The sequence below is a fragment of the Elizabethkingia occulta genome (genome assembly GCF_002023715.1).
Classification (GTDB): domain Bacteria; phylum Bacteroidota; class Bacteroidia; order Flavobacteriales; family Weeksellaceae; genus Elizabethkingia; species Elizabethkingia occulta.
In genome coordinates this window covers 103,588-118,906 of record NZ_MAHX01000013.1, presented here as the reverse complement: position 1 = coordinate 118,906, position 15,319 = coordinate 103,588, and the positions used below count along the sequence as shown (strand labels likewise).

Sequence of the window (15,319 nt, the reverse complement as noted above, 5' to 3'; positions counted from 1 at the left end):
CCAATACGATCAAAGTCACTATATTTGTCTTTTCAAAAAATAAAATTATGAGCGTTCACATTAGTGCTAATAAAGGAGATATTGCAAAAGTTGTATTACAACCGGGAGATCCGCTACGTGCGCAATATATTGCGGAGAATTTTTTAGAAAACGTAAGATTGGTAAGTAAAACCCGAAACATATTCTACTTTACCGGAGAATATAAAGGAAAAACAATATCAGTTGGTGCCAGCGGAATGGGTTGTGCCAGCATCGGAATCTACTCTTATGAACTATTTACTGAATATGATGTAGATACTATTATCCGAATCGGAACTTGTGGTGCTTACAACACAGATCTGAAACTTTTCGATATTCTTAATGTTGAAAACGCAGCAAGTGAAAGTACTTATGCTAAGTACGCATGGGAAATTGAAGGAGATATCCTCTCTCATCAGGGGAAAGTTTTTGATATGATAAACGAAACAGCTACTGCTCAGTCTATCGTTACTAAAAATACAAATATCCACACAAGTGATATTTTCTACCGCAAGAACCCTTCTGTTCCTGCTGTTGCAGAGAAATATAACTGTTCTGCTGTAGAAATGGAAGCATTTGCTTTATTTGCCAATGCTCAACATTTAGGAAAAAATGCTGCAACAATATTAACAGTTTCAGACATTATCCCTACAAGAGAGGAGATTTCTGCAAATGAAAGAGAAAGAGCTTTAAAGCCAATGATTGAATTAGCCTTAGAAACAGCTATCAAACTATAATCAATAGTTACTAACAATAAAAAAGCTGCATAACTGAGTTATGCAGCTTTTTTTATCTCAGATTTTACCTTAGTTCATTAGCTCCTTGCTGAATAAAGTATTTGGTTTAAGGTAAATTATGTTATTTTGAAAATCAAGTACTGTATTGAATCGCTTTAGCATATCATTTCCCAGGATATGAATTTTAGCAGACCCCATAGGTTTGTTTGCTGTCAGAAGCTGGGCTGGAATATTTTTTAGTTCAGCCTTCCCAATCTTTATCTTTTGCAAATTAGCTGTTATTACAGGAATTTCTTTTCCACTAACCCCACGCAGACTTGTTTTCTTTATAATCTTCATATTCTCCACAGGGAAATTTTTCTCTTTCAGCAAATCATTATCCAACATTACAGATCGCTGATACCCCAAATCAAAAAGAAACCATTCTTTATACCAAACACCATTCTCCCACATATCACATTCAATAAAAGGTTTGTTGTTAAAATACCAGATTTTAAACTTTGAATAACCTTTATCCTTCAATATACTCTTAGGCATCTTAGAATGTACTATCATTTTCTCTTTATCATAATTCAATTCTACCAGCATTCCATCGAAAATATTCCATCCCAATAAACCATCTGCCTCCTGACCTACCATTTCATGATCGTAGATCTCACTTTTATAAGTTCTTTTACCGATTTGTATATCGTACTGTGTACTATAAAGCTGAGGATTAGATTTTATTCTGTTTTTCAGCGCATCTCTTGTAACAGACATTTCTGTAGCTCCGGTATCAAAATTGAACGTAAGAGAATCTTTATGGTTAAAGAATGTCTTGACAAGGTTAGTATTATACTTGTTCACGATAAAAGGAATTGTATCATGAATTTCCGGTTTTGTTTTGCTAAAGTTTTTTACTTCCGGTGCCTGAATTCTGGTATAACATGAATCTTTACCATTTAAAAGTACGATAAAGTCTTTTTTCTCTCCGGACTTCAGGTTTACTACTATAGAATCTATATCGGTTTTGAATACAACCTTTTTGCACTTTGTAATTCTACCTGTCGTATGAATATCGGGCTTTACCTTTGGATTAATACCCCAACCAGATGTCATATTATCTTCTTCATAGATTTTGGCTTTGTTGGAGTTTGCCTTAACAACGGTTAATTTCTGTTGGGAAAAGCATAGAACCATCACAAAAAGTAATGAGACAGAAAAAAAATGTTTCATTTTTACTACAATAATTTATTGACATAAAAATAGAAACATTTTTAATTCACTTCTATAAGAAATAATATTTTTTTATCAGAAATTAATTATCTGTCCGGATTTTGCACTTTCCAGAGCTTTATCAATAAGTTTCATATTCTGTATAACCTCTTTACCAGGAGATGGCAATGGATTACCAAATACAACGTGTTCATATATTTCCTGATAATAATCCATATAATCACCAGCTTTACTACTTTGTGTTATACGAATTGTATCACCATTTTCATCCAGATAATTCAGTATGCTGTCATCTCCGTTAAGAGGTTTTTGCCAGTCCTTGTTAAATTCAGGAATAGCCCCAGCAACCAATTCTGCTTCCTGGTCATCTGTTCTTTCCTGGAGAAAGCTACCCTTATCTCCATGAATTTTGTAAGCATAATGATCTTCTTTGGTAAATACAGAAGCTTTTACACGAACTCTAAGACTATTCGGATAGTACAAAAGAATCTCAAAATAATCGTTGGCATACTCAGTCCCTTTCATTGAGAAAACATCTGCAAATAATTTTTCGGGTTCTCCAAAAAGCTGAATAGCCTGATCTACAAGATGAGCTCCTAAATCATGTAACGCTCCGGATGCAGGTAAGTCCGGATTTTCTTTATGTACTTTTCCGCTTGCCGTAGTACGGAATCTGTCAAAACGTATCTCAGTCTCTTTTATATTTCCCAGTTTTCCTTCAGATATAATATTTTTCACTTGCAGAAAGTCCCTGTCGAATCTACGATTCTGATAAACACTCAGAAACAATCCTTTTTCTTCTGCCAGTTTTACCAACTCTTCGGCTTCGAAAGTATTTACTGTAAAAGGTTTTTCCACAACGACATTTTTGCCCGCTTCTAAAGCCATTTTAGCGTATTCAAAATGCGTCTGTACAGGTGTATTTACGACCACCATATCAATATCCGCATTCTCCAGCATTTCTTCTACTGAACGGTAAATAATTGCATCAGGATATTTATCTTTTGAATCGTTTTTAGATCTCTCTACTACTGCGGACATAAAATATCCGGGATGCTCCTTCAGAAATGGTGCATGAAATACTTTCCCACTCATTCCGAATGCACATAGGCCAACTTTTACTAATTGCATTTCAATTTTTTATCAAAGATATTACATATTCAACTGTCTGATATTACTGAATGATTCAAAATTATCGATAAATAAAAATATAACATTGTAAATCAGATAAATACAAACAAAACATTCTTTTTTTAATAATTCTAAATAAAACATTGCTTTGATGCTAAAAATTTTTACTTTTGCAAAATTATTTTAAATAAGTCTAAATAGATTTAACTCAACAACTTATGAATAAAAGCACTATTGCTCTGGGACTCCTATTGTGCGCTACTTTTGCTCATGCACAGAAAGGAAAATTCATCAAGACTGACACTATTAAAGTTCAGCAGATAGAAGATATTAATCTCCATAAAACAGGAAATCCTAATAAGGCGAAACCATTATCTACCAAATCTAACCTTACGGTAATGGAAACTCCACAACCAATTGCCATTGTCACTCATGAAATCATAGAACAGCAGCAGGCAAAGCAATTAAGTGATGTGCTGCAAAATGTAAACGGAATCTATGTAACATCATCCAGGGGAAATTCTCAGGATAGTTTTGGAGGAAGAGGTTTCAGCCTTGGAAACGATAATATTTATAAAAACGGAGCCAGAATAAATAGTGGTGTATTCCCTGAAGTAAGCGGATTGGAGCGTGTAGAAGTTTTGAAGGGAGCTAATGCGATGCTATACGGAAATACTGCTGCCGGCGGGGTCATTAACATGGTTACCAAGAAGCCAAGATTTCAAACTGGTGGGAGCTTTAGCCTGAATGGCGGAAGCTGGAATACTTATAAACCAACTTTTGATGTTTATGGTCCCATCTCCAAAAGTGCGGCTTTTAGATTAAATGCAGCTTATGAAACAGCTGACAGCTTCAGAGACGGGGTTTCTTCAGAAAAAATCTATTTCAATCCGTCTTTACTTTTCAACATCGGGAAAAAATCTCAGTTGATTGTAGAGGGTGATTACTTGATCAATAATTTCACTCCCGATTTCGGTATTGGAGCTATTACCAACAAAGATGGTAGCTACTCTATGAACAATCTGCTTTCAAGAAATGCTTTTCTTGGAGCAAACTGGCAATATCAAGACGTAAGGCAGACTTCAACTAATATAACATTCAATCACCAGATTAGTAACAACTGGTCTCTAAACGTTATTACTTCTTATCAGAATTACACAAAAGATTACTTCTCTACTGAAAGAGTACAGTGGGAATATGATAAAAATAACAGACTTAACTGGAAAAGACCTCTGAACAAAACATATAACGAACAGAATTATACTTCTTTTCAGGCAAATCTAAATGGGGAATTTAACACCGGAAAAATTAATCATAAAGTTCTAATTGGTGCAGACAGTGATTACGGTTCGGCAGATTCTTATACTTATTTTAACCCTTCCAATAATAAAACCTATGGTACTGGTTATATTTATGGAACAAGCGGGGGTAATGAAGCACTATACTTAGATGATGCTTCTACCTGGAGCAGTGGAAGCATTCCTGCTTCTGCAACACAGGACAGAAACCGTATAAGAACAAGAAGAGTTGGAGTATATGTACAGGACTTTATCAGTCTGACAAAAGAATTTAAAGTTTTGGCAGGTTTACGTTGGTCTTACATCCAAAATATGCCAACCATAAATACTAATTTCAGAACGAATTCCAAAAAATTAGTAGATAATTCTTCAACTTCAGATCAGGCACTATCTCCAAAAGTAGGACTAGTATATATGCCAAATGATAACCTGTCATTATTTGCAACATATACCAATTCTTTCTCAGCAAATACCGGCTACGACATTAACAGATCTACACTAAAGCCTACTACTATCGATCAGTATGAAGTGGGTGTAAAAAAGAATTTGTGGAACAATGCAATAGCGGTTAATCTTTCCGCTTATCAAATTCTGTATAAAAATTATTATCAGACGGCAGAACTTACTGCTGGAGGACAACCAAACAGTGACCCAAACATGAAGGAATTTGCCGGGAAAATGCGCAGCCGTGGTGTAGAGTTAGACATTACAGGAAACCCGACAAAAAATCTTTCATTAATAGGAGGAATCTCTTATAACAACTCTGTTTATTTAGATACTCCGGATACTTTTGGTTATGTAGAAAATCAGAGAATTGTAAGAACTCCGGCTACAACAGCTAACTTTTCAGCTTTCTATACATTACCAAAATATATCAAAGGGCTTAAAGTAGGAGCAAGCTTATATTATATAGGAGACAGACTTGCCGGATGGAATGATACGAAAGCAACCAACAACACCAGAAACGGAGTATCCAGAATTTTTACGCTAAAAGATTATACAACTTTTGCACTTTCTGTAGGATACGACTGGAAGAAGTTTTCTATTCAGGCGAAGGTTAACAATTTATTTGATACGGTCAATTACAATGTACATGAAAACTACTCTGTAAACCCTATTGCACCGAGAAATTATTACTTTACTTTAACATACAGACTCTAGGAAAAACATCCTGATTCTATTCAGTTATAATAAGCAGCAAATTTAGAATTTGCTGCTTTTCTGTTTATAATGCCAAACCCATTTTATTGAAAATATAACGCAATGGAACAATAATTGTATTTATAATTTTCGTTAAAAAGTTATAAATATACTTGCTGCAGATATTTAACCTGTAAAGTAGGTATATGACCAAATCAAAAAAATTCAAAATTTATTTCTATAACAAAAAATCATACAAAAATGAAAAAGTTAATTTTAAGTACAGCTATTTTAGCAACAGGTCTATTTTCAGTAACAAAAGCTCAGCTACAGAAAGGAAACTGGATGGTAGGTGGTAACATTATCACTTCCAGCTTTGGATTAAACACTGGTGGTGGTTACAACTTCACACTGCAACCAAAAGCTGCATATTTTATCGATGATAACTTTGCACTTGGAGGCCAGGTAACCTTTGGATTTGCAGGAGCAAAAGATGCTGCTACAAAATACACTTACAATGTAGGTCCAATGGCTAGATACTACTTCAATAACGACCAGGTAGACAGCTTATTGAAGCACGGAAGATTCTTCGTAGAAGGTAATGCTGGTTTCGGCGGTACAAGTGAGACTAAAGGAGGAGGTTCTACTACAGGTATTAACCTAGGGGTTGGTCCAGGTTATGCTTACTTCATCACACCTAATGTTGCCGTAGAAGGCCTTGTAAAATACAACGGTGATTTCGGATTCGGAAATAGAGGTACAACTTCTAACATTGGCTTCAATGTAGGTTTCCAGATTTACCTTCCAACATCTAAAGTAAAACAGATCACAAGAGGAGCTCAATAAAATTTACATTTTAATACAAAATGCCAGCCCTAATCCGGCTGGCATTTTTATTTTTGCATAAATTTACAACTATGAACGAAGGATTGAAATACATTGACATTGTATTGGCTGTATTAAAGAGCTGGTATGTAAAATTTGCTGAATTATCTCCAAGACTAATTATTGGGATACTGGTTTTTATATTATTCCTGAAAGGAAGCCGCTATCTAAGTAAAGCAACAGTGAAACTTGTTAATAACTTTTTTCCGGATAGCAGCAAACAGGGAACTGCCGTTGCCTTAGTAGGTGTTTTTCGCTTTCTGATTATTCTGATGGGGACCTTTATCTCCCTGGAAATAATGAACTTTAGTGGTTTCTTATGGAAATTCATCGGAAGTTTAGGAGTTGCCGGGGTTATTGCCGGGGTTGCATTAAAAGATCTTGTATCCAGTATTTTTTCAGGAATGCTGGTAGGTATAGATAAATCTTTTAAAGTAGGAGATTATATTACATTAGGCGCTCATTCGGGTACTGTAACCGAGATAGGTTTCCTTACTACAAAATTGATCAATGATGAAGGTAAAAAGGTTTATATTCCTAATCAGACAATATTCAATGCCCCATTCTATAACATCACTGCTTCTCCACAGCGAAAAATTATTTTTGATTTTGATCTTCCGGCCAGCCAGGACATACAGAAAGCAAAAGACAGCATTTTGGAAGTTATTAAAAATATGGATAAAGCAGACCGGTTGGAAAGTGCAGATGTCATTTTCACTTCACTAAAACAAGGAACCTTTAATATTCAGGTAAAATTCTGGATTGCTATCGGAGCTAATGTGGCTGATACCAAAAGCGATGCTCTTGTAAAAATAAAAGAAAAGCTGGATCAGGAAAATATCGAGCTAAGTTCCCCAATGAGTATAAGTATAGAAAAAGAGTCATAAATAAAACAGCCACTTTAAATAAAGTGGCTGTTTTTTATGTGATTGCAAATTTAATTAAGAAGCTAAAACTTCTTTTACTTTATTTGCAGCTTCTTCTAATGTAATAGCTGAATGTACAGGAAGACCTGAATCATCGATTAATTGCTTAGCTTCAACAGCGTTAGTTCCTTGTAATCTTACGATTAATGGAACAGGTAGGCTACCCATAGCTTTGTAAGCGTCTACAACACCTTGTGCTACTCTGTCACATCTTACGATACCACCGAAGATGTTGATTAAGATAGCTTTTACATTTGGATCTCTAAGGATAATTCCGAAAGCAGTCTGTACTCTCTGAGCATCAGCAGTACCACCAACGTCAAGGAAGTTAGCAGGATTACCTCCTGAAAGCTTAATGATATCCATAGTCGCCATTGCCAAACCAGCTCCGTTTACCATACAAGCAACGTTACCATCTAACTTCACGAAGTTAAGACCAGCTTCACCAGCCTCAACATCCATAGGATCTTCTTCTCTTGTATCTCTTAGTTCTGCCAAGTCTTTGTGACGGTATAATGCGTTGTCATCTAAAGTTACTTTAGCATCTACAGCGATAATTTTGTTATCAGAAGTTTTTAATACAGGGTTGATCTCGAAAAGAGAAGCATCAATACCTACATAAGCATTGTAAAGGCTACCGATGAATTTAACGAATTCTTTGAAAGCGTTTCCTTCTAATCCTAGGTTGAAAGCAATTTTTCTAGCCTGGAAACCTTGTAGTCCGTAAGCAGCATCAATAACTTCTTTGTGGATAAGATGAGGCGTAACTTCAGCTACGTGCTCGATGTCCATACCACCTTCTGTAGAATATACTACGGTATTTTTACCTAATGCTCTGTCTAAAAGAATAGAAACATAAAATTCTTTAGTTTCTGTTTCTCCCGGATAATAAACATCTTCAGCTACCAATACAGAATTAACTTTTTTACCCTCAGCAGATGTCTGTGGTGTAATAAGTTGCATACCGATAATATTACCTGCATTTTCTTTAAGTTTATCCATGTTTGGAGAGAACTTAACACCACCACCTTTACCACGACCACCGGCGTGAATTTGTGCTTTTACAACCCAGCCTTGTGCTCCGGTTTCAGCAGTAAGTTTTTCCGCAGCAGCAACTGCTTCATCCACATTATTAGCTACAAAACCACGTTGTATAGCTACACCGTACTTCGCTAAAATCTCTTTTGATTGATATTCGTGAAGATTCATATTGTTTTGATTATATTTTTATTTTTTAGATTTACAAATGTACAAAATAGACCCGAAACTAAAGAAGGGTGAAATGTTTATTTTTCTTTAATTGAGGCTACTACAGTTTTGAATATTTTTTCAAATTTCGCCTTATCTTTTACCGGGCAGAAGGAATATACAGAATAGGTAGACTTAGCTGTTTTAATACCTACAGTAACATAAGCATACTTGGAAAACTTAGTCTGTTCCTTACCATTATCATCGTAATCGGTATACTTATAATCCCCTTCAAAATTCTGGTAAGCATACTGCATTCCGTTTTTAGCTTCAGTTTTAATATCACCAATCTTTAAAGCAGAATTTCTTTCTAAAGATTCAATTGCTGTAGAGTTGTAATGTTTGATTACATCTTCAGCCGATGCAAACAAAGGAGTCTCTCTCCAGTCTTCTATCGGATCCTGAATAATATATAATGTGAAATCATTTGGCTGATCAAAGATTTGGAAAACAACATTTTCCTGCTCTCCTTCTACTTGTTTAAAGCTATCGGGATAGCTAATTTCAAAAGGTACCCCAACAGTTTTAGTAATATTTTTCTGAGCAAAAGCCCCAACTGATAATACTAAAGCCGCTGTAAAAAGTAATTTTTTCATTTTCTATGTTTAGTTAAATTTTGATTTAAAGATAATAATCATCAGCATCAACCAGCTTAAGATCATAAATAAACCGCCAAGAGGTGTAATTGGTCCTAAAAACTTCAGATTGGTATTCCAGACGTCCTGAAAAGAAAGGAAATATATACTTACCGAGAACAAGAATGTTCCGGCAATCATAAACCAACCTGCGCTTTTTTCAATCCCGGTATCAAATTTCAGGAAAAACCCTATAATCAAGAGATATAACGCCGCATACATTTGGTACTTTACTCCCACCTCGAAACTTTCAAGTCTTTCTACTGAAAGAATCTTCTTAAATGCATGTGCCCCGAAAGCGCCCAGTATTACTGAAAGCATTCCATAAAAAGCACCGAAAAATAAAGTTATTGTTTTCATTCTTATTGAATTTATTTCTTTCTCAATTTCTCCAGTTCAGCAATCACCTCATGGTGACTCACTGTTTTATCTTTGAAGTAATTTACAAAATGTTGTTTCTCTGCTTCTGTTGCACCGAACTGATTCAGGATATTGAACAAATGCATTTTCATATGCCCTTTTTGTATACCAGTAGTTACCAATGAACGAAGTGCTGCAAAATTCTGGGCTAAACCAGAAACTGCAATAATGCTCATAAGTTCTGGCGCAGAAGGTTTTCCTAAAAGAGCTAATGAGAATTTCACTAATGGGTGCAGATTTGTTAACCCACCAACAACTCCAACAGAGATAGGAAGATCTAGCCAGAATCTGAAAACACCATTATCGGTTGAACAATGCGTTAAACTTGTATATCTTCCGTCTTTGGAAGCATAAGTATGTGCACAAGCTTCTGTTGCACGGAAGTCGTTTCCGGTAGCAATAACAACCGCATCTACCCCATTCATAATTCCTTTATTATGGGTTGTAGCACGATAAGGTTCGATCTCTGCAATATTTACAGCCTGCTTAAATTTCCAGGCAAATTCTTCCGGAGCAATTCCACTATCATCGATAAGATCTTCAATTTTACAAGAAACCTCAGCTCTGACAACACAGTCTGGTGTAAAATTGGACAGGATATTCATAATAACACGAAGGGAATCTTTCTCTTCCTGTGTAAATTTATCAGATATTTCAACTTCTTTTTTCAGGGTTTTACCAAACTGCTCCAGGCACGAGTTGATAAAATTAGCTCCCATACTATCTTTGGTATTGAAAGAAGCTTTTATTTGATAATAATCCTGCATTTGTGCAGTCTTGTCCACCAATTCAATATCCAGAATTCCGCCACCACGTAAACGCATATTCTTTGTAATATCCTGGGTATCGTCAAATAATTTTTGCTTTAATACATGGTTAAAGAATGACTGAAGTTTTACACTTTCTCCACTAAATGTAAAGTGGGTATGTCCCAGTTTCTTTTCGTTGATCACTGTCGTTTTGAAACCTCCTTTATCCAACCAGAATTTTGCGGACTTGGAGGCTGCCGCCACTACAGAACTTTCTTCCACAGCCATTGGAATTGCTTTTAATTCTCCATCAATCAGGAAATTAGGTGCTATACCATAGGGCATATAAAAGTTGGAAATGGTATTCTCTGAGAACTCTTCATGAAGTTTCTGAAGGTCTGCATTCTCATTCCAGTATTGCTGTAATATATCTGTGTATTGTTGGTTGCCTTCCAGATAAGTACTAACTAACCAATCGATTTTCTTTTGTTTGCTAAGCTTTGAAAAGCCTTCTATAGGCTGATGTTTCATTATTTTATCTTATAAAATATCCTCCCAAAGATACAACATTAAAAACAAAGAAAGCAGATGCGGTGCATCTGCTTTTTATCATGAATTGTAGTAATATACACATTTATTCGGCTTCCAACTGAGCGGCTAAAAATTCCCATTCCTGTAATGCAAGATCAAGATCTTCTTTCAGTTTTTGGTATTTTTCTAATTGTTCCTCTGTAGGATTTTCTTTAGAGAACCCCTGTTCCATAGCTTCTATCTGACTTTCAAGTTCATTGATTTTCTGCTCGGTTTTAGAAATCTTATTCTGAATATTTTTCTTCTCTTTGCTTACGAATTCCTTTTTAGATTCAACAGGTTTTGGTTCCTCTTTCACCTTTGGAGCAGGAGTTTCTTGTTTCGCTTCTGCCAATTTAGATTTCTCAATTGAAACTTCACGAATACTTTCTTTTTGTCTGTACTCCAAATATTCGTCAATATTTCCAAGATACTCTTTCATATTCCCATCTCTGAACTCGAAAATCTTATCGGATAATCCCTGTAAGAATTCACGGTCGTGAGAAATCAGAATCAAAGTTCCTTCAAACTTCTGTAGTGCTATTTTAATAATTTCCTTGGACTGAATATCCAAGTGGTTGGTAGGTTCATCCATTATCAATGTATTGAACGGACGTAACAATAGTTTACAAAGAGCCAGACGGTTTCTCTCTCCTCCTGAAAGCACTTTCGTTTTCTTTTGGACATCTTCTCCCTGGAAAAGGAAAGATCCTAACAGGTCTCTAACCCTTGGACGTGTTTCTTCTGTAGCGGCATCTTCGGCTTCTTCCAAAACAGTTTTATTAGGTGACAAAACTTCTTCCTGATTCTGAGCAAAATAACCGATATTCACATTATGTCCCAGGTTCCATTCTCCGGAATAATCACGGATTTCACCAGCTAAAATTTTCGCCAGTGTTGTTTTTCCCTGTCCGTTCTGTCCTAATAAAGCAATCTTCGCTCCTCTTTCTATGAAGAAATCTACATTATTGAAGACCTGTTTTTTACCATAAGCCTTTCCTAGCTTTTTAGCTTCAAAAATTACTTTCCCGGGAACAACAGACTGTACGAAACGAATATTGAATTTGGAAACATCATCATTTTCTACTTCAATTCTTTCCAGCTTATCCAGCTTTTTAATAAGGGATTGTGCAAAAGCAGCTTTAGAAGCACTCGCCCGGAATTTATTGATCAGATCTTCAGTATGCTTGATTTCTGCGTCTTGATTTTTCTTTGCCTGAATCAGCTTTTCTTTTCTGTCTTTTCTTAGTTCAAGGTACTTGGTATAATTAGCTTTATAGTCGTCAACTTTTTTGTTATTGATATCAAAAGTACGGTTACAAACTGATGTCATGAACTGCTTGTCGTGGGAAACCAATACAATAGCCCCCGGATAATCTTTCAGGAAGTTTTCCAACCAGATAATAGATTCCATATCCAAGTGGTTGGTAGGTTCATCGAGAAGCATAATATCATTTTTCTGCAGAAGAAGTTTTGCTAGCTCAATACGCATTCTCCATCCTCCTGAAAACTCATCTGTAATCTTTTCGAAGTCACTTGCTCTGAAACCAAGACCTAATAATACTTTCTCCATTTCAGCATCCAGATTGTATGCATCATGATGAACAAGAAGATCGTTTAGTTCCGTCATTCTGTCAATAAGCTTCGCATAATCATCACTTTCATAATCTGTACGCGTTGCCAATCCAACATTTACTTCTTCCAGTTCGGTCTTCATGGCATTGATGCTTTCAAAAGCCTGCATAGTTTCATTCCATACTGTTCTTCCTTTTACAAAGTCCAAATCCTGTTTCAGAAAACCAATAGTAATACTCCCATCCGGAACAACATCTCCTTCATAGAAGTTAATTTCGCCGGAAAGCATTTTTAGTAATGTCGATTTCCCCGCACCATTTTTACCAACCAAACCAATTTTATCATTCTTCTTAATGGTAAAATTCACATTCTGGAAAAGATAATTTCCGGCATGATGCAGTCCTAAACTTTGTACTGAAAGCATAATAATTTTCTGTATTAAACGATTCTCTCTAAGAATCTGCAAAAATAGGAAATCTATTTTTTATCCAAAGCCCTGATTTTCTTTTTGTTCATTAAAAGATAATATTCTATTAAAATACTGTAAACACTAAAAAAATATTTTTGCCGCAACTTAATCAACTACTATAATGAGAAAAAAACTTTTATCCATGGTCGTATTAGCAGCTTTGTGCGCTTGCAACAACGACGACAACCCTTTTAAATCTGTTAGCTATCCCGATATGACAGAGGCTTCCGAACCAAAAATCATCAACGACATCAATGGTGTTAAGGTTTACAATGGCGGCTACGGATCTTCACTTGTACAGGATCCGCAGGACAAATCCATTTTCTATATGCTGACAGACAGAGGTCCTAATATTGATGGTCCTGTTAAAGATTCAAAAGTATTTTCCAACCCCGACTTTACACCACAAATCGGGAAATTTCAGTTAAAAGACGGGAAATTAGTACAAATTGGTACTATTTTGCTGAAAAATGCAGCCGGAAAAAATCTTACAGGGCTGCCTAATCCTATAGGTTCTGGTGGAACAGGAGAAATCGCTTATGATACCAAAGGCAATGTTCTGAGCAATGACATCGACGGCTTGGATTCAGAAGGACTTGCTATAGCTCCGGACGGTACATTTTGGGTAAGTGATGAATATGGTCCGCATATTATTCATTTTGATAAAAACGGAAACACTATTGAAAAGATTAATCCATTTAATACATCGAGAAAAATCCCAAAGGTTTTTGCTAAAAGACGTCCTAATCGCGGTATGGAAGGCCTGTGTATTACCCCGGATGGTAAAACACTGGTAGGCATCATGCAGTTTCCACTGTACAATCCATCTTCAACTGATATGAAAGGTTCTTTAATTATTCGCATCATTACTTTTGATATTGCTTCGGGCAAAACGCAACAGTTTGTTTATCTTATAGAAAACAAAGATCTACAGGCAGTTAGCGAGATAGCCGCTATAGACAACAATAGCTTCCTTGTACTGGAACGTGACGGAGAGTATGCTACTTCAGCAAACAAAGGTTCTGTTTTTAAGAAGGTATACAAGATTGAGCTAGATGGTGCTACGGATGTATCTGATCCTAATAATGGTGAAAACGGGAAACTGTATAATGGAAAATCTTTGGAGCAGCTTATGAATTTAAGTGGTTTACAGCAGAATAATATAGTCCCGGTAAAGAAAACTCTTGTTCTTGACCTGATGACTGATTTGAATACCATATATCCACATGACAAAGCTGAAGGTATTTTTGTTATCGACAAAAATACAATAGCCATTAGCAATGATGATGACTTCGGTGTAACCGGCAGTGGAAAATATGAACAGAAGATACTTCCTTCATCCAACACTATTGACAGAAATACAATCTATTTCATTAAGCTAAAGAAACCTTTAAAATAAATTTCACGAAAGAGCCTTCAGATGATGTGAAGGCTCTTTCATTTAATAGTTACGTACTGTTACATGATAACAGCTCTGTTGCCTTTCTTTAATATAGTAGAGTTTTCCTTCATCCCTGTAAACATTCAGTACCTTTTCCAGCGCTGCGTCCAGCCTGGGGTTAGACTTATGTCTGTCATTGAAGCGGACATAAGAAATATCAAAAGAATTACCATAATTATGAGAACTGATTCCTAAAGATGCATTAGGGTTTACTCTCCGCAAGCGGCACTGATCTTCCAGAGTTCTGGTAAGAGAGGTAATTGTAAGCGTACTCCCTTTTGTATTTGCATTAAACTTTTTAGCGATGCCCCGAAGTGTCGTTTTGGCCTTTGGAACCAAATAAGCCCGGCTATAATCCAGTTTCTGAATCCGGTAACCTTTCCCAAGACTTCCTATAGAAACAAGCTTTCCTTTTTTAGTGTACTTATTTATACTCTTGGTGTTCTCCAGAATGTTAATATTAAACTTTGCCGAAGCATCTAGATGTTGTTTATAAATAGGGGTTGGCTCTACTTTAAGAACCGTACTAAGATCATAACAACGAGCGGACTGAGACTTGCCTCCTGTCCAGATCAGTACCCCTAAAAAAACAAAAAATAATTTCCTCATTATTAATTTTCATCATTAATAACGTTGTAAAGGCCGTATTTGTTGTATCGATCACTTATTTATTTTCCCTTATTATTTTGCTTCGCTCATAGAAGTTAAAACATCCGGAAAAAATAAAGCTATAACGAGATAAACAATGATCATCACAACAAGTACTCCAATAACACCAAGCACAAGTCCGTTTGGTATATTTCTGTCAGACTCTTTCATAGCTTAATTATTTAATACCTAATAAAGATACGAAATTCATAAA

At 35.8% G+C, this 15,319-nt stretch carries 14 protein-coding genes; 5 read left to right on the top strand and 9 right to left on the bottom strand.

Annotation, left to right across the window (positions count from 1 at the left end):
* Nucleotides 1-47: 47 nt before the first annotated feature.
* Nucleotides 48-755 carry a purine-nucleoside phosphorylase gene (gene deoD / locus BAZ10_RS06935; protein WP_078771450.1) on the top strand — a complete coding sequence of 236 codons (708 nt, stop codon included), beginning with the start codon at nucleotides 48-50 and terminating at the stop codon, nucleotides 753-755.
* A 69-nt stretch (nucleotides 756-824) separates the two neighbouring features.
* Here the strand turns inward: deoD and BAZ10_RS06930 are convergent, their stop codons facing one another.
* Complete coding sequence (locus tag BAZ10_RS06930) at nucleotides 825-1,970, bottom strand: pepsin/retropepsin-like aspartic protease family protein (protein ID WP_078771449.1); 1,146 nt, start codon at nucleotides 1,968-1,970, stop codon at nucleotides 825-827.
* Nucleotides 1,971-2,045: 75 nt separating this feature from the next.
* Nucleotides 2,046-3,101, bottom strand: coding sequence for a Gfo/Idh/MocA family oxidoreductase (locus tag BAZ10_RS06925; RefSeq protein ID WP_078771448.1), 1,056 nt, complete (start codon nucleotides 3,099-3,101; stop codon nucleotides 2,046-2,048).
* Nucleotides 3,102-3,319: 218 nt separating this feature from the next.
* Here BAZ10_RS06925 and BAZ10_RS06920 point away from each other — a divergent pair, with 218 nt between their 5' ends.
* From BAZ10_RS06920 to BAZ10_RS06910, 3 genes are all read left to right on the top strand, one after another.
* The gene (locus BAZ10_RS06920) at nucleotides 3,320-5,560 is read left to right on the top strand and encodes a TonB-dependent siderophore receptor (RefSeq protein WP_078771447.1); all 2,241 of its coding nucleotides are present in this window, start codon (nucleotides 3,320-3,322) and stop codon (nucleotides 5,558-5,560) included.
* 240 nt (nucleotides 5,561-5,800) lie between these two features.
* Complete coding sequence (locus BAZ10_RS06915) at nucleotides 5,801-6,385, top strand: porin family protein (RefSeq protein WP_078771446.1); 585 nt, start codon at nucleotides 5,801-5,803, stop codon at nucleotides 6,383-6,385.
* Nucleotides 6,386-6,456: 71 nt separating this feature from the next.
* Nucleotides 6,457-7,311: a mechanosensitive ion channel family protein gene (locus BAZ10_RS06910; RefSeq protein ID WP_078771445.1), complete on the top strand. Its 855-nt coding sequence runs from the start codon at nucleotides 6,457-6,459 to the stop codon at nucleotides 7,309-7,311.
* Between the two features lie 54 nt (nucleotides 7,312-7,365).
* Here the strand turns inward: BAZ10_RS06910 and sucC are convergent, their stop codons facing one another.
* The 5 genes from sucC to BAZ10_RS06885 form a co-directional block, all read right to left on the bottom strand.
* On the bottom strand, nucleotides 7,366-8,559 hold the full coding sequence (gene sucC / locus BAZ10_RS06905; RefSeq protein WP_009085002.1) for an ADP-forming succinate--CoA ligase subunit beta: 1,194 nt from the start codon (nucleotides 8,557-8,559) through the stop codon (nucleotides 7,366-7,368).
* A gap of 77 nt (nucleotides 8,560-8,636) precedes the next feature.
* Nucleotides 8,637-9,194: a hypothetical protein gene (locus tag BAZ10_RS06900; RefSeq protein ID WP_078771444.1), complete on the bottom strand. Its 558-nt coding sequence runs from the start codon at nucleotides 9,192-9,194 to the stop codon at nucleotides 8,637-8,639.
* Between the two features lie 9 nt (nucleotides 9,195-9,203).
* On the bottom strand, nucleotides 9,204-9,593 hold the full coding sequence (locus tag BAZ10_RS06895; RefSeq protein WP_078771443.1) for a DUF423 domain-containing protein: 390 nt from the start codon (nucleotides 9,591-9,593) through the stop codon (nucleotides 9,204-9,206).
* An 11-nt stretch (nucleotides 9,594-9,604) separates the two neighbouring features.
* Entirely contained in the window at nucleotides 9,605-10,933 is a 1,329-nt protein-coding gene (locus BAZ10_RS06890; protein ID WP_078771442.1) for a hydroxymethylglutaryl-CoA reductase, read from the bottom strand.
* Nucleotides 10,934-11,036: 103 nt separating this feature from the next.
* The gene (locus tag BAZ10_RS06885) at nucleotides 11,037-12,971 is read right to left on the bottom strand and encodes an ABC-F family ATP-binding cassette domain-containing protein (protein WP_078771834.1); all 1,935 of its coding nucleotides are present in this window, start codon (nucleotides 12,969-12,971) and stop codon (nucleotides 11,037-11,039) included.
* A 166-nt stretch (nucleotides 12,972-13,137) separates the two neighbouring features.
* On the opposite strand from BAZ10_RS06885, the gene BAZ10_RS06880 reads away from it, so the two are divergent.
* On the top strand, nucleotides 13,138-14,415 hold the full coding sequence (locus tag BAZ10_RS06880; protein WP_185116397.1) for an esterase-like activity of phytase family protein: 1,278 nt from the start codon (nucleotides 13,138-13,140) through the stop codon (nucleotides 14,413-14,415).
* Between the two features lie 42 nt (nucleotides 14,416-14,457).
* Here BAZ10_RS06880 and BAZ10_RS06875 read toward each other — a convergent pair whose 3' ends face one another.
* Nucleotides 14,458-15,066 (bottom strand): DUF5715 family protein, encoded by a 609-nt coding sequence (locus BAZ10_RS06875; protein WP_078771441.1) that lies wholly within the window; start codon nucleotides 15,064-15,066, stop codon nucleotides 14,458-14,460.
* Nucleotides 15,067-15,138: 72 nt separating this feature from the next.
* Nucleotides 15,139-15,276: a hypothetical protein gene (locus BAZ10_RS19040; RefSeq protein ID WP_165689645.1), complete on the bottom strand. Its 138-nt coding sequence runs from the start codon at nucleotides 15,274-15,276 to the stop codon at nucleotides 15,139-15,141.
* Nucleotides 15,277-15,319: the final 43 nt, after the last annotated feature.